This is a genomic window from Vibrio sp. ECSMB14106, from assembly GCF_000972265.1.
In the GTDB taxonomy this organism is placed as follows: Bacteria; Pseudomonadota; Gammaproteobacteria; order Enterobacterales; family Vibrionaceae; genus Vibrio; species Vibrio kanaloae.
Window position 1 is genome coordinate 1 of record NZ_LAUM01000049.1, and the last position, 20762, is coordinate 20762.

The window sequence follows — 20762 nt, forward strand, 5'->3', positions numbered from 1 at the left end:
TTGATATTGACCATTATGATGAATGTTACACCCTTGGGGATTCATAACATTAAAGATTGAAACTTTATAAGGAGCAGTGCTTACAGGATAAGCACTGCTCCTTATAAAGGATATTTAATCTCAGAATCGTTTTTGGACAAAAGCGCGTTAGAGTATGGGTTCTAACGTGCGAGGTTTGGATTAGAAAAAGTATCTTGAAATCTTAAACGTTGTTAGGTCACGACACTATCTTTCCTTTGAGGACATCAATACTTATAAGAATATCTAATTACCTTTAGCTTCAACTAAAGAAATACATGCTTGATTCAATTTATGTAATTTTTCCAACTCTTTATTATTTATATCTCCTCGTTCAAACAATGAATCAATTTCGCCTTTTCGACCATATGTACCTCTAACTATATCGAACTTAATTAATTCATTTTGAATGTCCTCACAAGCATTACTTTCTATCGAAATTCCACACTTATTTAAAACATTCTCAATAGCTCGACTAGAACCAGACAAGCTGTATTTAAAGTGAGAATTTGGGGAACCATACCAAGAAGATAGGTCTAATGTAACTGAAGAACTACTCATTAATTTTTTTATATTATTTTTTTCCGACTCTGCAATGTGTATAAATTTAGAACCCCATTTTTGAGTCATATATATTAACTCAGTTGACTCGTCCCACTTTATTTTCCTGTTAGCCGAGGAATACCCATCCTTTGTAGAGTCATCTGTCATATTTGGTACATGAGTAAATCCAAAATTGACCCACATTGAGCCTGCTGTATTACAACCCACACTAACCCATGACTTTGCATTAGTGTATGGTGAAGCCAAAGGCTTCATACTTTTAACACTTTCAGAATGAGCATAATATATGTGGTTATTAGCCATTGGATCTGTGTCGCTAGATGTTGTCCATCCAGCCAGTAAATCAAATGCAGGAGCCAGTGACAGTAAAATTAATAACTTTTTATTCATTTATCGACTCTCAGTTCTTATTTTGATGGCTAGCACAACGGAATTAAAATCATAAGGTATATTGTAGGAACTAAACAGCTCTTCGTGACTACCTGAACCAACTTGAAACTCATTTAGAAAAACAATTCCTTTTTTCGCTTCTTTTCCCAGAGCTTCTTCAAATAGTGTCCTAAGCAATATATCACCTTATGCTGATAATGTAGCACCGCTTGGCTATACTTGAGCGAAGCGAAACTGCCAAACGTTGAGAATCACTCTCAAATGCTTTGTATGCTGGCTTACTAAACAAGCCAACTTGATCCTTCGTTGTAATTCAGGAACGGACTGTTGCCCTGTTTTTGATACGAGTCACACACAGCGTCCAAGATGGACTTAGTTAAGTGATAAAAAAAACCTGTTGTGTAGACCAGTTCCCAACGATTTTCAAACGAAATTCCATCAATAGGTGACATGTCGGTCACTTTAGATACTTCCTGATAGTATGCTGCTTTGGTGAGCTTAACATCGATATCTACACCATTACCTGGGTTACGAAACTCATGCGCCAGCTTGTTTCTATATTTCCAAATCAAATTCCCATGTGTAAATACCGACGGATTGGGAATCCCCTTTTTAATAGGTTCTCCGTTAATATCTTTTGGCCATATTTCCAGAATTTCTGCTAATGTGGGATCTCTATCAATACTTATGTTCTGTTTGAATAACCTTTGAGTTTTTGGAAAACGCTCTAAGTGCATACCTTGCACACATTTGTGAAAATCTTGAAACTCGATTGGTACTGACTTTAAACTATTTAAAGTAGCTAAGAGCTGTAAAAGGCTTACATGATCACTATATTCAAATTCTGAAAAGCACTTTATCGTCTCTCTGAAACGCTCACCATTTTTCATCTTAGTATCAGGAAATGCAGCTACTGATAGCGAATCGAGAATTGAACACAACAATAGCTTCGCAGGTACACCTTGATACCTTCGATTACGCTTTGCTAGCGCGGCTGCAATCATTGTTCTGTTGTATAGCTTAAAACGATTTATTTTTTCTTGCGTTGTTTCCAATTATAAACTCCTGACAGTGGTAAGCCCTCCACTTTCATAGACACTATGCTGATTAGAGGAAGCAGGTCAAACCACCTCACTATTATTTGTGAGGTAGAAGGTTACTGGCATGATGTATGGAATCCACTCCCTCCTTTGCCAATTAGACTTAGGAGAATGAGACCAAGACAAGGATTCCAATATGTTGACGAATAATGTTATCGCTATCGACTTAGCCAAAAATGTTCTTCAAGCCTGTCATATCAGTGTTCATGGTGAATTGCTTTCCAATAAGCCCTTAAGCCGACAGAAAATGAAAGAGTTTCTTGCTAAGGCAAAGCCTTCAATTGTTGCTATGGAAGGCTGCTGCGGTTGCCATTACTGGGGACAACTTGCTGAAAAACATGGGCATCAAGTACGCATCATTAACCCCAAAAAAGTGAAAGGGTACTTGCAAGGCCATAAAACTGATCACAATGATGCTCTTGCTATTGCTAACGCAGCAATTCAAATAGGTATCAAATACAGCCGACCAAAATCATTAGAGCAACAGTCAATGCATTCTTTAGAGAGTAGTCGCCGTTTCTTATCTCGCAGTGTAGTTTCTTTAGGACAGCATATTCGAGGAACGATGTTAGGTTATGGCGTTGCTAACCCAAGAGGTGAAAAAGGTTTAAAAGCGTCGGTTCAAACAGCTCTTGATGGAGAAACATCAATACCAGCCAATGTCGTTTCCGTTCTGTCAATGTTATGGAATCAATATAAAGAACTGAAAGCACAACTTATCGCATTCGAAAAAGAGAAAAATGCTCTAACGCGTCAGATAGAGCCATGCCAACGATTAATGGAAATTGAAGGTGTTGGAGAAACAACCGCTGCAATGCTCTACACAACTCTTGGTGATGGAAAGCAGTTCAAGAATGGTAGACAAGCTTCAGCGTTTGTTGGTCTTACCCCAAAACAACACAGTTCAGGTGGCAAGGTCTTTATGATTGGGATCGACAAGTGCGGGGGCGTGAAAGAGTTACGCTCCCTTCTCTATCTTGGTGCAATGTCCTACGTTGGGCGACTACCCGAAAAACCAAAGACCCAGAAGGATGCTTGGTTGAGGAGCATCATTGAACGTATTGGCTTCAAAAAGGCCTGCATCGCATTAGCTAACAAGGTGGTACGAACGGCGTGGGCAATGCTTCGGTATGAGACTGAATACAAACCTGTTTTACTCACAAATTAATTACTTAATAGATTCTTAGATTTTACAAAATGATGAAGCATAAAAGGTAAGACCAACCTACTGAAAACCTGACCATTCCTTCATGCTTTTAAAGCTGATAGCACGATGAGGACAGTAGGTGCGCAAAACATCAAAGGCTAGAAGGTAGCCCCTTCAAAAAGAAGCCGAATATACGACCGCATCTTAACTTTGATTGCTAAATCACTTTGTAAATACGTGGATTCCATATAAGGAATGGGGCAAAGGCGTGTTGGCCTAGATCACAAGTTTGCGGAGACCAGCTTCAGCACGTCCTAGGATAAAAGCTACTTCGAGGTTCAGTTCTTCTATTTTCGGATAATGTCTAGCAATACAACTGGCTAGAGATCCTCATCGTTCAAATCTAACTAAGTGACAAAACCCAGCGTATCACTTCACTTCAAAATCAAAGAAGAAGTTGAAGAATTGAAGAACTATCACTATCATTTTTGCCATTCTTCATAATATTTTCAATTGGTTAGAAGGCGATTAGAGAATGAGAAACGTTGTTAGTGACGATAAAATCAGTGATTTTCGAGACTTAGTTAACTCAAACTCTAGCTTTGTGTATCAAATATACAAAGATAAAGGTGGTAAGAATCTTTTTAACCTCGTTTGCTCTGCTATGGATTGGATCTCTGTCTCTGTTCGCCACTTAGAAAATGCGCCTGAGTTTGACAAGAACATAGATAGTAGATGTATGCAGGTCTACTCTCTGATCTCTTCAATAGACCTTATTTTCGAGTCAATAAAACAACTCCATCGAGTGTTTATAACTGATAAGAAAGATCCGTTTTATGGTGAAAAGAAATGTTTCAAAGATCGCCTCTTCGCTAATGAAGATGATAATAATTATTTTAAAACTATCAGGGCGTGTTTCGGTGCTCACCCCGTAAATCTGAATCAAGAAAACTCAAAGCGTTTCGCAAGTTGGCCATTTCAAAGTCATTTCAACACTGGCGATTTGAGTGTTCATTTGTACAGTCGAGATGTGGGTAAAGAAGACCTAACGTTAAACCTCAATATCAATGAGCTGCTGGAATTTCTCAGAATTCGATATGAGTATCTTGATGTTATTGCTGATAGGATTGAAACGCTGTTTGTTGAGTATCAACACAAACTTTCAAAAGAAAAAATTGAGACTAAATCAGATCCTTTAGAACAACTTTATGTTCTTCGTACTGAGTCAGAAAAACGATTAGATAACGATTACTATAACGGGGAGATTAACGACCTGATTATGATTTTTGAAGCGGAAGTAACTGACGCTGACCTTGTACCATTGGCTGATAAGTATAAAGAATCCCTCCTACCTCTGATTGAAGAGATCAAGACGAACCTTCAAGAAATGAACATCGTTGACCTAGCAAACGATAGTGAGCTGAGAATAAGATCTGAACTTGATAAAGAGTTACGTTATGAACTTGGTAAGTTCTACACTTGGGTTCACGGTGGCAGGTACGATCCGCTACTTGAATATTATTTTGAAAGGTTTAACGCTTCTACTGACGGTAAGTTCAAGTTCACCAAAACTGATGACATCAAACTTACGTTTCTTAAAGCAAAGCTCATGCTAACTGAATAGTGTGAACAAATTGGCTCAGCTTTTTTCTTTTCTGTTCATTACTTTTTGTATATGCGTATTTCGGTGATTGCGATCGCTCGTTTCGGTTTATTCCGATCACCTGATCCTGCCGTTTTTCTCTCTTCCTATTTTTACTCTAAGTGATCGGATTGCGCCAGTTTTCTCATTGACTCACCTCCCAGTTCTATTCGATGGCTATTGTGTACTAGCCGATCCATGAGAGCGTCTGCGACAGTAGCGTTGCCGATCATGTTGTACCACTCCTTTACAGGTAATTGACTGATGACGATTGTGCTGCTGTTTTGGTAGCGGTCTTCAAGCACTTCTAACAAGTGACCTGCATGCTCTTGAGTCAGTTTTTCCATCCCCCAGTCGTCTAGGATCAGTAAGCCTTTCTTAGCCAGTGATTGAAGCTGTTTTTGATAGCTACCATCCAGACGACCTGCGGTTAGGTCATCAAGCAAGCGAGTTAATCGGTAATACCTCACCGTTTGTTGTTGGTCGCAAGCGTTGGTCGCCAATGCGCAACCAAGATAGGTTTTGCCTGCGCCTGTTGGGCCTGTGATCAAGATGTTCTGGTGCTTGTGCAGATAGCCACCAGTTAGAAGTTCGCTCATCTGCTTGCGGTTAAGGTTTCGCCCCTCCTTGTAGATGAGCTGACTCGGCTGAGCATCCACTCTCAGCTTGGCTTGCCGTTTTAGCCGTTGGATTTTGGATTGGTTGCGGTTCAAGATCTCACTTTCCAGAAGCAGGCTTAACCGTTCTTCGAAGTTTAGCTCTGCGTAGGTAGTCAGTTGTTCTTGTTGCTGTTCTAGCGCTTTCGCGGCATGGCTCAAGCGCAGGGTTTTTAGTTGGTCATTGAGTGCGTTCATATCTTTTCTCCTAGTGATAACAGTTCGGGCCACGAACATTGCTGTGAACAAGGTTCGGTGTGCTCGTGTTGTCTTTGCTCAGTTGGCCTTCACGATTGTGCTTCAACAGGTTGTTAATGAAGGTGTAGTTGGTTTTTGTCAGCATCAGCGCATCTTTACAGGCTTGCTCTAGGCGCGATTCACCATGGGCTTTGCTTAGGTTGAGTAACCCGAGACAAGAGCGATAAGACTGCTCAGGATGGGGCTTGGAGTTCAGCATCTTGTTGACGACTTCTCGTGTGGCTGGGCCGATATTGGCACCCCAGTTGAGCAGGCGCCCTGGCGACCACTTCTGATGTTGATGATTACTCGGCATGTGCTCTGGTTGGGTGCTGTTTCCGCGCTCTCTTTGACTACGTGGATGCTGAGCGATCAAGTTGCCTTGGTGATAGATCTGCACCAGACGGTTGGAGGCTTCCAGTTCGACATGGTGACCAACAAGTTGATGTGGCACCGAGTAGTAGTGGCGGCGATATTCGATGTGATAGTCAGGCCCGACTTTGGCTCGTTTGGTTTCAGTATATAGGTAACGCTGTTTGGGGAGGGGCTTTAACGCAGGCTTATCGAGTTTCTCGAACAGCGCTTTACGACTTGCACCATACTGCTTCATTTCACGTTGGTTTAAGTCGTTCATAAGATCACGGATAGCGAGATTGAGTTCCTTGAAGGTGTGGAAGGTTTGGTGTCTTAACCGCATCATGATCCAGCGCTCCACTAAGAGCACAGCATTCTCGGCCTTGGCTTTGTCTTTGGGTTTGTAGGGGCGGGCTGGCATTACGGCTGTTTGATAGTGATTCGCCAGTTTTTGATAGCTGTCGTTAAGCCTTGGCTCATAACGGTTAGCTTTGGTGACCGCGCTACGTAGATTATCGGGAACCAAGAGCTGTGGTACCCCACCAAAGTGCTCGAACGTATTCGCATGCGCTTCTAACCAGTAAGACTTACCTTGGCTTGGGAAGGCTTCAACATAGGTGTAATTGGACGCGCCCAAGGTCGCCACGAACACTTCTGCTTCGCGCACTTCACCTGTATCAGGGTTGACTACTTGAAGTCGAGGTCCACAGTAATCGATAAACAACTTGTCACCTGCAACATGGAGCTGACGCATGCTGCGCTTTTGGGTTTTGAACCAACGAGTAAAGTGCTCGCAGAACTGAGTGTAAGCGTAAGCTTGCTCTTGATATTGCTCATGGTATTCCTGCCAGAGCAACATCTTCGTCATGCCTTTACGTCTGAGTTCGACTGCGTATTGCGTGAAGTCTGGCATGACTTTATCGCGACTGGTTTTCTTGCCGTGATACAGAGCTTGAGTGAGATCAGTATCGCTACAACTTTCAGGTAGAGGCCAACCAAGTTGACTTTGTCTAAAGCGAGTCAGGAGTTCCGATATGGTGGAAGGGCCGAGTTTAAGGCAAGAAGCGATGCTGCGATTTGAAAGACCGCAGTCGTACTTAAGGCGTAATACCTCTTTGATTTTCTTCATTGGAGTTCTCTTTTTTGCCATTGTCGCTTCCTTACCTTCTTGTTTAAGAAGTAAAGAATAGCGAGCTATTGATTTAAAAGAGAAAAAGGTGGGATTTCGGGCATTCCGATCGCGGTTTTCGCTATTCCGATCGCTGATTTCGGAGTTAGGCTAAAAGTGATCGGATAATCGCGGAATCGGCGATCGGTTTAAACCGAAATGGGCGATCGGATAATCCCGAAATGACTGATCGGAATGCTCCGAAATATGCACTTCCCTGGAACTTCTCCCACACATAAAAAAGCGCCCGTGTGTTCATGGGGCGCTTACGAAAGACCTGACCTTATTAGCTGTGAACTTTAGGATTTGAGTCGTGAGGATATAATATGAGCTGATTTTGACATCATTGGTGAGGTTGTTTGGTCTGGTCAGAGGATGTAACTTCATCTACATCAATCTCCAACTTACGGAATGTCGCCTCAAGCTCAGGTACAGCCATTAACGGGCGATGAGCGAATTTTAGAGCGGGTGTTCTATGGCGCTTTGTCCCTGAGTAATACTATACACCGATTAATTGAAAAGAGGGGACGTCTCCATCCCCTCTAAGCCTATCCATAGTACGTATCGTCCATACTGTAACCACCAAGTTTTGATAGAGCTTCGCTTTCTTCTTCTGTATGCGGGGTATTTAACATTCTGAAATACTCACCCATTTTCATTTGAAATGCTGCACTTTCGATAACCTCTCTAGGTACATCAGGAAGCTTTGAAGAAAAAATGTCAATAATCGTAGTTTGAAGTTGATCATCATCACAGAACAAATATAGCTCTTCAGCAGTATCGGAGGCATGACAAGACTTTGCGAAAAAGGTGAGGCCACTATGGCCTTTATGGCCTAAAGCGTGAGAAAGCCAATCATTTCTCTTGAAAGCTGAAATTAGAGAAGTTTCTGATTCATCAGAAATCAGAACTGCGAACTGTTTAGCTGATTCTTTAAGCTGTTTAAGCTGTGAAGGGTAAACTGGATACTTGTTTTTTTTAGACATACATCAATCCTCGTTTATTGGGCTAAAGACATGCAATGTGACTCTCACGCACTATTCCCAATGAGCACTGATTCATTAGTTAAGTAGAAAGCGCCTTGACCACGAGTCAGGTCTAGGTGGCGTCAAACCTAGCCTGTAAGGTATCAGGTGGATAATAAGTGTGTCAATGGCCTTACAGTAGCCTCCACAACTTGCTTTTGTTCCATAGCTGGGTTGTTAAATGCTAATCCTGTTCTGGAAGCCTCTGATGGCATTGACGACTTTCTTGAGGTACCGTCAACGCATGTGTCGGAATTAGAACCAAGCTACTTGTACTGGTAACAAAAACCTCACAAGATCGTATGAAATTTCAAAACTGGCAAGACTTGTAATTTGTCAACACCAAGGTGTAATAGCTTACCTCAATGGCGTTTGAGCTAGCTCAGATTTGGACATAAACGTGTCAGTGAACTTTCTAAATTAGCACCTCACGGATAACTTCAGGTATTGCACACCTCGAATCAAGTGGCCAAATTTACTCAGCCACTACAACCAAGGCTGAAACAAAAGTTCATATTGTCGGAGATAAGTCGGTATTTGAATCGGTGACTAAAGAGTTAAGTCATACCACTTTGCGCAACAGTTACCCTTCTGTCTTATTAAACAAATATTATGATATTTTAACTATCACTTGATCAGATTTGAGTCTAGCAGGTACTTTTTGGGGTAATTCTTATCTGCTAATGCCAAAAAACACTGTAGTTCAGCAAACTTATCATATCCAACTTTTAATGAGCTAGAGTTTTTAAAGAAGATATCAAAGTGATATCTAGGATGAACATCTCCATTCTGGCGGTCAGGGTCATCATCGAATCGAAAATACCCATGATCATCAGAGAGTAGCGATGCAAACGTATCTGAATACTTCGCTGCCTCAGTCCATTCCATTCCAAAGTTTTCATGCAGCGAAAGAACAATATCATCATGGGAATAAATGTTTCCGTGAACTGTTTGAATCGCATTCCTAATGATTGAAATAAACCTACCACTTACAGCTTCTTCAAGCACATCACAGTTGAATGATATTTCATTGTTACCCAAGTGGACTTGAAATGGATTTGACATAGAAAAATATCCATCATCTTTTCTAACCAAAAATCGATGAAAATCTTTGGTGAACACTGCCACATCAAACCCATCTTCACCAGTTTCTATTTGTTTTTCTGGGTGAGAATTAATCGCTTCAACTAGAACTAGTACGTTCCATAAGTTGTCAACAGGGTCTCTGACGGATCGCAGCCGCTGCATAAAATGTGTAGGAAAATTTTTATAGTAAAATATGCTCATAACTTTTCAAAACGCTTGTATTCTGCATTGATAAGAACGTTAAAATAGTCTTCCTCATATTCAACATCGCCCATCACTTCAGCCATTCTTTGTATAAGTTTGGCTTTTAACCTTGGACTCGCTCCGTTCTCTTCACAGTAAGCGACGACTCTGTCTTCTAGAGATGGCTCTTCATCCCAAACAATCAATGCTTTTTGATTTTCGATTTCTTGAGCAGATGGTATGCGTAAATTCATATAGCCATTAGAGTTCATACACTCAATACCTGAATTTAGGGCAGTAAGTAGCTCTGTATCTGTCTGGTTTCCTAACACCAAATGACTTTCTAAAAAGGAGCGTGCCATCATCGTATATAACCCATTCCTGAATGCTGGCTGGCGATGCAAATTCAGTGCGAAACAGATAACGAAAGGGAATTCTAAGCCCTTGGCATTGTTAATGTTTGAAATGAAAAATTTAGAAGGGTCGCTAGTCTTACTTTCATGAGAAATGTTGACGTCCCACCCTAAACGCTCGGTAACAATGTTTGCTAGTTCTGGTATAACGTTGTAAATATATTTACCTGTATCTAGAAATAGAACAGCAATGTCGCCAGGTTCGACACTTTCATGCCGTTCTTTAATCTGTTCAACAACATTGAAAATAGAGTTAGAAATACTTTGACCATCTTCGGTTAGATGAATGGTAGTTGATTGAAATTCCTGAGGAATGTCTTCAAATCGACGTAGAGGGTCTCTGCTAATAATAGCACGACCATCTACTTCGCTATAATTGTAACCACAAGCACTCCACTCGTTATCTTGCAGCCACCTCAGAACTGGCATTTCATAAAGTCCCATACCAAGGGCATGCGAGAACATTAGATTCTTAGGATCTGTTCGGTAACATTTTTTTAGAACTAGATCTGCATGGCTTACAGAGTCATCAATTGTTCTAAAAATGTTCTGGAACACATCACCTGCCACAAACACTTTTTTCTCTGTAACTAACTCACAGAGTTCAACAAAGTGCTCTCCAAAGTCTTGGCTTTCATCAATGAAAACATAGTCAAATATAAACTTTCGGTTATTTGGCTCTGCTGCACTTTTGATGTCTTCGATTGCCTTTTTACAGAGTTGATCAAACGAACCCGCAGCGAACGTTCCAAACGGAATTTCATACTTGTGGCAAATATAGCGATACATACCAGAGTAAGGGTGCCGTCCACTTCCCCAGGAGTGGAAACAGAAGAGTTTATTCTCCCAATCGATTTGTCTCTCAACTTTCATAAAGTCAAAAAACTGAGGTATGCGACTTCTCATACTTGAGGCTAGTATTTTATTGAAACACGTAAATGCAATTCGTGCTTCCTGCTCGTTTGAGTAAACTTCTTTGAGTTTATGCAGAAGAAGTTCCGTCTTACCTGAGCCTGCTAATCCTTGAATGACGAATTTTTTACTAGCTCCCATCTTAAAGACGAAGCCCGTCTGATCTGTATCGAAGAGCACTATCTTTGATTTAATGCTATCTAGGAGGTTGTTGGCATCTAAGTCAACTTTGTTAACGTCATTGATACTACCAATGACCAAAGAAGTTAACAGGTCTGCTACTCGTCTATCTGTAGGGTTTTCAAGTACTAAGGAATCTAAGTCTAAGTTGTCACATGTTGTTGTTTCAATAAGCTCCAACCACCGCTTTTTTCTACCAATTTTTTTCCGATACTCAAACTTCTCAGACAAAAAAGCTATGTCGTCAATGAAGTCATCCACGAATTCTTCAAACTCTTCTTCGTTGTTAGATGTATCGACAAAACAAGGCTTTCGTCCCGATGAAAAAATTACAAATGCATGTTCGTATTCGTAAGTCAGATCTTCTTTTGATAGTGGGCGCGAGAGTACATAAATTTGCTTTTTATTGGTCTCAGCGTACTGTTCTAAGCACTCTTTCAGATTGGCGGACTCTGCAAGTGCTTGGGATTCAGGAGTAAAAAAGCAGTATTCGGACATTTTGTTTCCTTAGGAGAATAAGTACTAAGCCAACGTCACTCTATAGATTTAGAAGGCGTACCTTGTGACATACCATCTATTTGTCAGTAACTTAAGAGTTTATAGTACTAGATCTAGTCGGCTTTTCCCAAGCTCAACTTTGTGGATCACTTATGGTTTTGTGAGTGAATCGCTACCAAAGCGATGGACACAATCCAATCCACATCGCTGAGCAATTGAATTCATATTGAATCATTAGGGAAATTGGGGCAAATACTAAAGACTAGAAATGGTATTGGTAGAAACTCTAAATTAAAATGGGGCAAAACTGTTTTAGCACAATTAAGTAAAAATTATCTAAAGTATGACAAACTCGCTTAGATGAGTGCTCAGATCAGTATCCATTTATTTTATCATCTGAACTTATGTACCTCAGTTCTATTTCTACCGTTATGTTTCGCTTGGTAAAGAGCATCATCAGCACCTTTAAGAACGGCACTAATCGGTTCTCTTTCTGCTAACCATTGAGACACTCCGATAGAAATCGTCACGTGACCTACGACATTAAACTCATTGGATTCAATGGATTTTCTGATTCTCTCAGCAACGTATTCAGCCTGACGTATGTCTGTTTTAACTAAAAAAACCATGAATTCTTCTCCGCCAGATCGACAGACAATATCCACCTCTCGCGCCTGTGCCTTGATCATATTTGCCACACTGATGAGTAAAGTATCACCGACATCATGACCAAAGGTATCGTTCACTTTTTTGAAGTAATCAACATCCAGAGCGAGAACAGAAAATGGAATATTTTGTATACGCAAATTATCAATGGCTTTATCTAAACCTCTGCGGTTTAACAACCCAGTCATTGAATCGGTTAAGGTATCGAGATGCAGTTGATCAATCGTGTTGGATACAATATTGAATGTACTGAGGAATGAACGTTTTAGGTGTGACGCTTCAAAATACCAAGGTTTCACTTCATTTAAGTCTCGTTTAGTCGAAGTGTGGCTTTCAAAGTTTTTGACGACACTCGCTAATTGCCATAATGGTTTTGAGATAAAAACCGAAGATATCCAAATAACTAAAAGCGTGAGCGCACCAATTGGAAGCGTTGCCACAAATACACTCCACATTTGGTCATTAAGCACTGACAGAGTGAGGCTTTCCGATTTCTCAGCAACTATCCCCCAACCAGAATAATTGACTGGTGCGTACCCAGCAAGCATATCAATACCCTGAGAGTTAATGATAGCTTTCCCACCTTTCTCTCCCTGAGTCACCGCATTTATTGCTTCATTATTGACAATGACTTCTCCCACTCGTTGTTTATTAGGGTGATAAATCAATGTCCGATTTTTATCCACAACATAGAGGTATGACCCATCTCTGTAGCCATGGTGCCCAAGTATGCTCATTAATATGTTTTTCTTATCGAGATAAATGCTCCCGCTAACGTAACCTAAATACTCTTTTTGTGCGGAGAAGATAGGGTACGAAATACTTATTAGATAATTACCTGCCGGGGATACGAACGGATTCGTGACGATTGGAGCCTTAGCGTTCAACGATTGTAGCGAACTGTCTGTTGTTAATTGGACACCTTTCACTCGTGTTGTTTCTGGTGAAACGGAAATGATGACCCCTTTCGCATTGACGATGACTACAGAGTTAAAAGAGTCAGTTTGGGTTCTTAATCGATCTACTTCTTGTTGCAACGCATCTGAATCACCTATCCTACTCCCAAGCGTAAGTGCGCTATACTCCAATTGAGACAAAGCTGATTCAATGAAAGTGTCCGTTATTTCGGCCATTTTTTCAGCGTAAACACGATTGGGTTCAATGGTGTTGGTGACAATGAGGTCATGTTGGACACGATATATGGAGTAAAAAGCGTTCAGAAGAGTGACCAATACACTAAAGATGCTTAGAATCAGAATAAGTTGCCTCAAATTCAACTTGTCTTTCATCCGTTTTGATTCACCCACATATTCCATAAATTAAGTCACCCATTGGTTTATTCGAAGTAATAGTACGTGCTACTGCACATGTGTTAAATCAAGTTTTAGTAGATTTTGACATTTCTGCATGAGATATGAAACTCTTATACTGGCTTATATCTATTTTGAAACTGATATGGCCGACATAGATAGAAAATAGAGCCAGTAGCTGACCAAAAAACAAGCATCAAGATCAAAATGCTAGCCGATACTTGAAGGGTTCAAAAAAGTAAAACTTATATTTAGAGGGTCTTGATGCGACTAAACATTAGTTTTCATAGTAAAACTATATGTTTAATATAGCATTTTAAACAGTTTAAGTGATGTGTCACTAGCTTGATATTCGATGTAATGATAGGTTAATCATATAAGTATGATCTTAGTCATGGGCAGTACACGAGTAATACTGTGGTCTATATGAAAAAAAACTCCCTCACCTCCGCTAAACTCGTTTTTGCTTACTTTGTATTCGCGTCACTGTGGGTTTTATTCTCAGATAAAGCGGTAGAGCTCCTATCTAGTAATCTACAAGTATACACGTTGGTGCAGTCACTAAAGGGTATGCTATTTATCGTGATCACGTCTCTCTTGCTATGGGGGCTGATAAAAAAGAACAACCGAGATATTGAACGGGCCAATGACATTGACTATGTGACAGGCCTGCATAGTCCCTACGTCTTTTTTCGCTATTTGGAGCAAAAGTTCAGTAGTGCCAAAGAAAATGAACATTATGTTCTCTTTCTTCTCGATATTGACAACTTTAAGCCCATTGCCGATCAACTCGGCTTTGAAAAGAGCAATCAATTTTTAAAAGACATAGCACAATCTATTAGTTCCTCTACTGTCTCTCCACTTTTCTCTTCAAGGACTCATTCGGATGGGTTTGCTTGCTTGATTCGCATGCACGACGAGAAGCAAATTGACAGGCACCTAGCACTTATTCAAAGGCAGTTTAGCCAGCACTCAAAACGTCATGGCATTGATGTAACGTGCTCTATTGGTGTTGCGCTCTATCCATTTGATGGAGAAAGCGTTAAACAGCTCATGTCGTCAGCCAAATATGCGCTCGCTCAAGCAAAGATAACGAAAAACACTATCCGGTACCACGACAAAAAACTCGCTGAGCAAGATCTCCAAAGAAAACAGATGATTGCAGATCTACGTAACGCAATACGAAAAGAACAAATACAGATCGTATTTCAACCAAAGTATCATCTAAAAGATAAGAGAGTAACTGGAGTTGAAGTGCTCTCTCGCTGGAAACACCACCAACATGGAGATATATCTCCTGCTGTATTTATCACGCTGGCAGAAGAGAACAATCTCTGTAGTGCTTTAACAACACTAGTTATCAAGCAAGCATCAAAACAACTTAAAGAAACCCAGCTCCTAGGATATGCCATTCAAAGCGTATCGGTGAATATTTCTGCTACTGAGATAAATAGTGTCGAAGACATGCGCCAAATCGAAACTTACTTAAAACAAGACCGTGATTTTGCGCAATACCTATGCTTTGAAATCACAGAGACAGCTACGTTAAAGGATATTGAGCAATGTGCAAGTCTAGTAAAGAAACTAAAGAAGTATGGTGTAACATTCTCCATTGATGACTTTGGTGTTGGCTATACCTCATTTGGCATATTTAATAAATTAGACGTTGATGAAATCAAGATAGATCGTAGTTTCATCAAAGACATTGCTATTGACTATCGATCAAGAGCAATTACTTCCGGCATCGTTGATATAGCCAAGGGGTTTGGGATTCAAGTCGTTGCTGAGGGCATAGAGACCCTTGAACAGCTGTGTATTCTTGAGGAGTTAGACTGTGAACAAGCTCAAGGGTTTTATCTAAGTCGCCCAGTCCCTGTTACGGCATTAAATAAAAGCTTAAGTATGATGTAGCATCGCAAAGTTCGCATACTTAGAAGCTGTTTATCGTTTGACAGATTAGTGAGATAAACCATGGAATTAGTAGGCTTTAGGTAAACCCAGTTAAGGTAATTATTTTACCAGAGAAAGAAAAATCCGAGTGCTTTATCAACACTCGGATTTTTGGTTTAAGGCGTTACTTGATGACGCCATTCACAACGCTACGGCAAATTAATGCTCTGCACCTAGAATGATCACATAAACGTCTGAGGAAACACTGCCGTGTGTTGTCCACTCTCCAAGCCCTAGCGAATCGTAGTGTTGTTCTTGAAGTAGTTTTTTGACTGCAATACCTAGGTTATCGTAGCTCCAAGACGTCATCGCGATGGTCTCTTTGAGGTTAATAGGCGTATTATCAGCATCTTTAGCATTAGAAATGACAATGTTGCCATCCACATAGTCCCACGTGCCGATACCGACACTTTGATCGTCTTCTTTCACATTGACGCTACGCTCACCATTTTCCAGCTCGTAGAATACGTAGCTTTGACCCTGTTTTTTCAGGGTAAAGCTTTTCGAGGGTTGGTTTCTCACCAAGGTTGTCATTGCCGACTCGATGTTCATCGTTGTATTGCTGGCGGCTTTACAGTCAGAGAGCACTGTTTGATACTGTTCAAGGCTCGATAGAGACGTTGGGATATCGTTTTGCCCCCCAAGTGTTAATTTGCACTTAAATCTGATCCACCATTTGCATTGAAAAGTGATCCACCTAAGTAAGTCTATTTTAGACTAAAATTTCACGTTAGTTGCTACTTGGCTTTCTCCTTCGATTTCTTTTTTGATTCCTTAAAACGGTAGCTGTCGTTACCCGTTTCAATGATGTGACAGTGATGAGTCAGCCTATCCAGTAATGCCGTTGTCATCTTTGCATCACCGAACACTTTCGACCATTCAGTGAAATTGAGATTGGTAGTCATTACGATACTGGTGCGCTCGTAGAGCTTACTGAGTAAGTGGAACAGCAATGTGCCACCTGCTTGACTAAAAGGGACATACCCTAGCTCATCCAGTATGACTAAGTCGCAACTCACTAATCGATTCGCAAGGCGACCCACGTGACCTGCTTGCTTCTCCTGTTCAAGCGTGTTGACGAGTTCTATGGTCGATAGGAACCTGACCCGCATCTGGTGGTGTTGTATCGCTTGAACGCCCAACGCCGTCGCTAAGTGAGTTTTCCCTGTGCCAGGCCCGCCAACGAGTACGATATTTTGACTGTCTTTGATAAACTCACAGCGATGCAGACCTCGTATCAGATACTCATCAACCGTACTCTCGCTAAAGTCAAAGCCGTATAAATCGCGGTAAACAGGGAACTTTGCCGCTTTCATTTGGTAAGCGATGCTGCGCACTTCTCGGTCTGCCACCTCCGCTTTGAGCAAGGTTTCAAGGATGGGTTGAGCCTGTTGATAAGCAGGAGAGTTTTGAGAGGAAAGCTCAACGATACTGCTGACCATGCCGTGAAGCTTGAGTGCCTTTAATGTGCTTAATAACGCTTCATTGTGCATGACGTGTACCTCTTAATTCATCATATCGTGACGTATCACTGGTTGGCTCGGTTATCAGTCGCAGCCCTTGGGAAACGGGGACAGGTACGACGGGCGCAGGGTTGAGTAAACGGCTTAAACAGTTTATGACGTGTTGTTTTGATGGTGTGCCTGCTTTCAGTGCCATGTTGATGGCTTGCTCTACCAGTTTTTCATCGTGATGAAGAACCAGTGACAAGATTTCGACCATCTCCTTATCACCACCATCACGCTGCAATAATATGGCCTGTAAGTGTTTAAAGCCCTCAGGAAGTAAGTGAAACGGCGCCCCATTACGTATCGAACCTGGTTTGCGCTGAGCAACCAACAGGTAATGTCTCCAGTTATACACAACGTGTGGTGGCTCATGCCTTGGATTAAAGACTCGTTGATGCTCAGCGATGGGCTGGCCTTCTGCCACCAAGACAATGTTATCTGGATAGGCGTGCAGACTAACTCGACGGTTGGCGTAACTTGCAGGCACGGAGTATTTGTTTCTGTCGAAGTTCACCAAACAGGTAGAAGAGACTCGTTTACTTTGCTCGATAAAACCATCAAACGGTGCGGTGACTTTCATTAAGTAAGAGCGCTCACTTAGCCACATTTGCTCTATGCTCATATCACGATATTGAGGGTGTTTTCGCGATTGCCAGTCCAGCAAGCACTGAGCTTCAAGCCACTCATTAAGCTCTTCTAACGTTTTCACCCGAGGAGCACGTTGCCAGATAATGGAACGTACATCGCGCACGTTCTTCTCGATTTGCCCTTTTTCCCAACCTGCGGCTGGGTTACAGAAGTCGGCTTCAAACAGGTAGTGACCGACCATTGTTAAAAAACGACGATTAACCACTCGTTCTTTGCCTTTTTTCACCGCGTCTACCGCGGTTTTCATATTATCGTAGATGCCCCGCTCGGGAACGCCTTGAAACACACGGAAGGCGTGGTTATGAGCATCAAATAACATTTCATGGCTCTGAGAATAATAGGCGCGAAGCAGGAATGCGCGGCTATGACTGAGCTTGAAGTGAGCGACTTGTAGCTTGGTTTTGTGGCCGTTGATATAGGCCCAATTTTCACCCCAATCAAACTGAAAGGCTTCACCAGGGGCAAATTCGAGCGGCATATACGTTCGTTTGGTGGCATCGAGTTTTTGTTCTTCTCGCCATTTGCGTGCGAATGAAGCGACTCTGTCATACGAGCCGCTATAGCCGAGCGGAACAAGGTCTTGATAAAGGTTTTTGACCGTTTTGCGCTGCTTTCTTGGTCGCTTCATTTCTCGTTTGAGCCAAGAAGTCAGTAATTCTTCAAACTCATCGAGTTTGCTCATTGAATGCCGTTTAGGGTAAACAGGCTCGATGGTTTGAGCTTTCAAATAACGCTTAACGGTATTTCGGGATAACCCTGTACGTCTGGCTATTTCCCTTTGCGACATTCCTTCGCGGAAATGCCAGCGACGAATAACACTTAATAATGACACGTCAATCACTCCACATTCTCCTGCGCAGACTCAGCAGGAATTAGGTTAGATTATGTGGATCAGTTTTCGGTGCAAATCAGGGGGTGAAGTGGATCAGTTTTGGATGCAATCTAACAATCATAATATAATCCTATAAACATAGCAATTTAGACCATCATGCAATACCGGATACAGCTCCAATCCCCTCCACCACCGAGAAAACTGAAAGTACCCCCCCCTAACCACCTTGCTAGACCTCTCTTTTTTTCTCTCTTTTTCTCTATTTATCTCTCTCTTTCTAAATTCGGGGGCGAGCCCCGGCTCAACAAAGCCGAAGGAGGAGCGTTAGCGACGACCGAGGCTTATACCCCACTTTGCATGATGGTCTAAAAACGGCTAAAATGTAATCAATGATCCGTCAGAACAACGCAAGGAATAAATGATGAGCCAGATAAAAACGCTCTTTGACGACGTGACATTTAATCTGTCTCGTCTGAACAAACTACTAACGAGCACTATGCCAAGCATGGCGATAGTGAGCCGGATACCTCCAGTACATAAAGGCAATGAGCATGAGGTAATAAAACTCATCATGCCCGAGCACCATTCCGGCATGGCCGCTATGAAGCTGGCGGGTGAAGGCTACGTGGATCTGCACATCAAACACCCCTACTCACAGAAATCTGCCAGACGTTATGTTGGCGTGATCCACCTGCTGCCCTCTAATCCCAACAGCGCTGAGATTGTTCAGTTGGTACATAGCATCAACCAAAGCAAGGCCGACATCGAGGAGTTGGTGATCACTGAAAACGAAACCCGGCAAGCACGGTTCAAGGCAATCCATGACAACTGCCCCGGCGTCATGACAAAACATCTCTACAGACAAATCCACTGCCTAGTCGATGCGGACGTCAAATCAGTGAAGTTCAGTTGGCAGAGAAAAGATGCTTTGCACCAACCGGACAAAGCAGTACTAATAAGCCAAATGATCAAAGAACTGGAGCGAGCCAACCCTGAGAACGAGTTGCCCCTGACCCAGCTCATCAAGAAAGTCGCCAGCGCCCCTGATATGACACTGAGAATTCGTCGGGATGTTAAAGTACAGCCAGCGGCCAATGTGGTAAAACTCTCTGGGCAGAAAACCATGACTGCTCCGTTGCCGATCATCGTGGTACAAGATGAACCCTTCAAGGCTGGACAGATCGCTTCGTTTGTGGCCGCAGTGGAGAGAAAGCAACGCTCGGACAAACAAAGCTCAACTATCCTTGGCACGTTCGCTGGCCGACAAATAGAGCAGATAGCTCCCAAAAAGTTAAATAAAGAAGATTCAACGTAAAACGAAGACAGAAGAAATTGATATCAGTTGTTCGGTTAAACCGAACAACTGATGCTTTTAAGGATTGTTAGATGTTGTCGTCAATAGCCCAATACGATGAGCCGCTTGGCATTGCTGGAGATTGTTCAAGATGCTCAATTCCCATATCTTTAGCAACATACTGAGCTACATCATGAGACACGTGACCATCATCCAAGTCCGAAGCTATCATTGCTTGTGAGTAAACAAAAAAGGGAGGATGTTCCTTAAAATCACGTTGCCTCATCCAGGCTTGCACTGAGCGAGAAAAATATCCCCACAATTTGTTTTTATATAAAGCAGCTTGGTCAGCGATAGTTGGATTAGGATCGTTCAATTGAACGGATTTGGCCTTTTCAAACATTTCATAAGTAAACAAAGGTCTCCCGAAATACTCACTAGCAGAAGACAATAGAGTACAGAACTGATGATGTAGAACTCTATCCTCAGCCAAGTTTGGCACGTAATTCAAACCACACTTGTCGCAAATAACAGCATGACCTAAACCATCGTATTCAGGCGGCATCATTTCGACAACTGTATTGGACTGAACGCTCCTCAATTCATTCAAATATTTTTCAGTGACAAAAGTACCTGAATCAGAATCCTTTGGAAGGTGAAAATACTTAACCTCAGGGTCATAGTACCAATAAGGGGTTCTAGGGATTTTCCCCTCTAAAAAGACATAATCCTCTGTAGACCACACCAATAAATGGCTGCGGAGGTGGTTTACTTTCAGCTTGGAGCCTAATCATCCACTATCGGCCTTGTTATTTCGCCAATATTGGGCAATTTCCCAGTATTAGTGAAGTTATACGTTCCGCTTAAGTTGATATTTTGCCACGCAACGGGCGAAACAGCACGAGTGATACCCGCTTTCTCTTCATCTCCTCTCGCTTCAAAGTGTCCCAGAAGATGACTCAGTATCGCGGAGTTGAAGTA

Annotated in this window: 17 protein-coding genes; 4 read left to right on the forward strand and 13 right to left on the reverse strand. The window is 41.9% G+C overall.

What is annotated here, in order from left to right; translation table 11 throughout:
- Positions 1–264: 264 nt before the first annotated feature.
- Together WR49_RS20160 and WR49_RS20165 are read right to left on the reverse strand one after the other, a co-directional pair.
- Positions 265–972: a hypothetical protein gene (locus WR49_RS20160; protein WP_025591677.1), complete on the reverse strand. Its 708-nt coding sequence runs from the start codon at positions 970–972 to the stop codon at positions 265–267.
- Positions 973–1253: 281 nt separating this feature from the next.
- Entirely contained in the window at positions 1254–2027 is a 774-nt protein-coding gene (locus WR49_RS20165; protein WP_046225196.1) for a hypothetical protein, read from the reverse strand.
- Positions 2028–2208: 181 nt separating this feature from the next.
- Between WR49_RS20165 and WR49_RS20170 the strand changes: the two genes are divergently transcribed.
- Positions 2209–3240: an IS110 family transposase gene (locus tag WR49_RS20170; RefSeq protein WP_046225197.1), complete on the forward strand. Its 1032-nt coding sequence runs from the start codon at positions 2209–2211 to the stop codon at positions 3238–3240.
- Between the two features lie 514 nt (positions 3241–3754).
- Positions 3755–4843, forward strand: coding sequence for a hypothetical protein (locus tag WR49_RS20175; RefSeq protein ID WP_025591680.1), 1089 nt, complete (start codon positions 3755–3757; stop codon positions 4841–4843).
- Positions 4844–4974: 131 nt separating this feature from the next.
- On the opposite strand, the gene istB (WR49_RS20180) is transcribed toward WR49_RS20175, so the two are convergent.
- The 6 genes from istB (WR49_RS20180) to WR49_RS20205 all read right to left on the reverse strand — a co-directional run bounded on the left by istB (WR49_RS20180) (position 4975) and on the right by WR49_RS20205 (position 13528).
- The gene (istB, locus tag WR49_RS20180) at positions 4975–5715 is read right to left on the reverse strand and encodes an IS21-like element ISVch3 family helper ATPase IstB (protein ID WP_046225198.1); all 741 of its coding nucleotides are present in this window, start codon (positions 5713–5715) and stop codon (positions 4975–4977) included.
- Between the two features lie 10 nt (positions 5716–5725).
- Positions 5726–7258 carry an IS21 family transposase gene (gene istA, locus WR49_RS20185; protein ID WP_046225199.1) on the reverse strand — a complete coding sequence of 511 codons (1533 nt, stop codon included), beginning with the start codon at positions 7256–7258 and terminating at the stop codon, positions 5726–5728.
- Between the two features lie 566 nt (positions 7259–7824).
- Positions 7825–8262 (reverse strand): hypothetical protein, encoded by a 438-nt coding sequence (locus WR49_RS20190; RefSeq protein ID WP_046225200.1) that lies wholly within the window; start codon positions 8260–8262, stop codon positions 7825–7827.
- Between the two features lie 666 nt (positions 8263–8928).
- A complete protein-coding gene (locus tag WR49_RS20195; RefSeq protein WP_040111191.1) occupies positions 8929–9588 on the reverse strand; it encodes a hypothetical protein in 660 nt (219 codons plus the stop codon).
- Complete coding sequence (locus WR49_RS20200) at positions 9585–11573, reverse strand: DEAD/DEAH box helicase (RefSeq protein WP_046225201.1); 1989 nt, start codon at positions 11571–11573, stop codon at positions 9585–9587. The genes WR49_RS20195 and WR49_RS20200 overlap by 4 nt, the downstream gene beginning before the upstream one ends.
- Positions 11574–11965: 392 nt before the next feature.
- Positions 11966–13528, reverse strand: a complete 1563-nt coding sequence (locus WR49_RS20205; protein ID WP_046225208.1) for a sensor domain-containing diguanylate cyclase — start codon at positions 13526–13528, stop codon at positions 11966–11968.
- Between the two features lie 447 nt (positions 13529–13975).
- Between WR49_RS20205 and WR49_RS20210 the strand changes: the two genes are divergently transcribed.
- Positions 13976–15460, forward strand: a complete 1485-nt coding sequence (locus WR49_RS20210) for a putative bifunctional diguanylate cyclase/phosphodiesterase (RefSeq protein WP_046225202.1) — start codon at positions 13976–13978, stop codon at positions 15458–15460.
- Positions 15461–15658: 198 nt separating this feature from the next.
- Here WR49_RS20210 and WR49_RS20215 read toward each other — a convergent pair whose 3' ends face one another.
- From WR49_RS20215 to istA (WR49_RS20225), 3 genes are all read right to left on the reverse strand, one after another.
- Entirely contained in the window at positions 15659–16051 is a 393-nt protein-coding gene (locus WR49_RS20215) for a hypothetical protein (protein ID WP_156155692.1), read from the reverse strand.
- Positions 16052–16236: 185 nt separating this feature from the next.
- Positions 16237–16992, reverse strand: a complete 756-nt coding sequence (gene istB / locus WR49_RS20220) for an IS21-like element helper ATPase IstB (protein ID WP_046225204.1) — start codon at positions 16990–16992, stop codon at positions 16237–16239.
- Positions 16982–18496, reverse strand: coding sequence for an IS21 family transposase (gene istA, locus WR49_RS20225; RefSeq protein ID WP_156155693.1), 1515 nt, complete (start codon positions 18494–18496; stop codon positions 16982–16984). Before istA (WR49_RS20225) ends, istB (WR49_RS20220) begins: the two co-directional genes overlap by 11 nt.
- 412 nt (positions 18497–18908) lie before the next feature.
- On the opposite strand from istA (WR49_RS20225), the gene WR49_RS20230 reads away from it, so the two are divergent.
- A complete protein-coding gene (locus tag WR49_RS20230) occupies positions 18909–19802 on the forward strand; it encodes a DNA replication terminus site-binding protein (RefSeq protein ID WP_046225205.1) in 894 nt (297 codons plus the stop codon).
- Positions 19803–19869: 67 nt separating this feature from the next.
- Here the strand turns inward: WR49_RS20230 and WR49_RS20235 are convergent, their stop codons facing one another.
- Together WR49_RS20235 and WR49_RS20240 are read right to left on the reverse strand one after the other, a co-directional pair.
- Positions 19870–20526 (reverse strand): hypothetical protein, encoded by a 657-nt coding sequence (locus WR49_RS20235; protein WP_046225206.1) that lies wholly within the window; start codon positions 20524–20526, stop codon positions 19870–19872.
- Positions 20527–20567: 41 nt separating this feature from the next.
- A partial coding sequence (locus WR49_RS20240; RefSeq protein WP_046225207.1) for a Tn3 family transposase occupies positions 20568–20762 on the reverse strand: 195 nt, incomplete at its 5' end.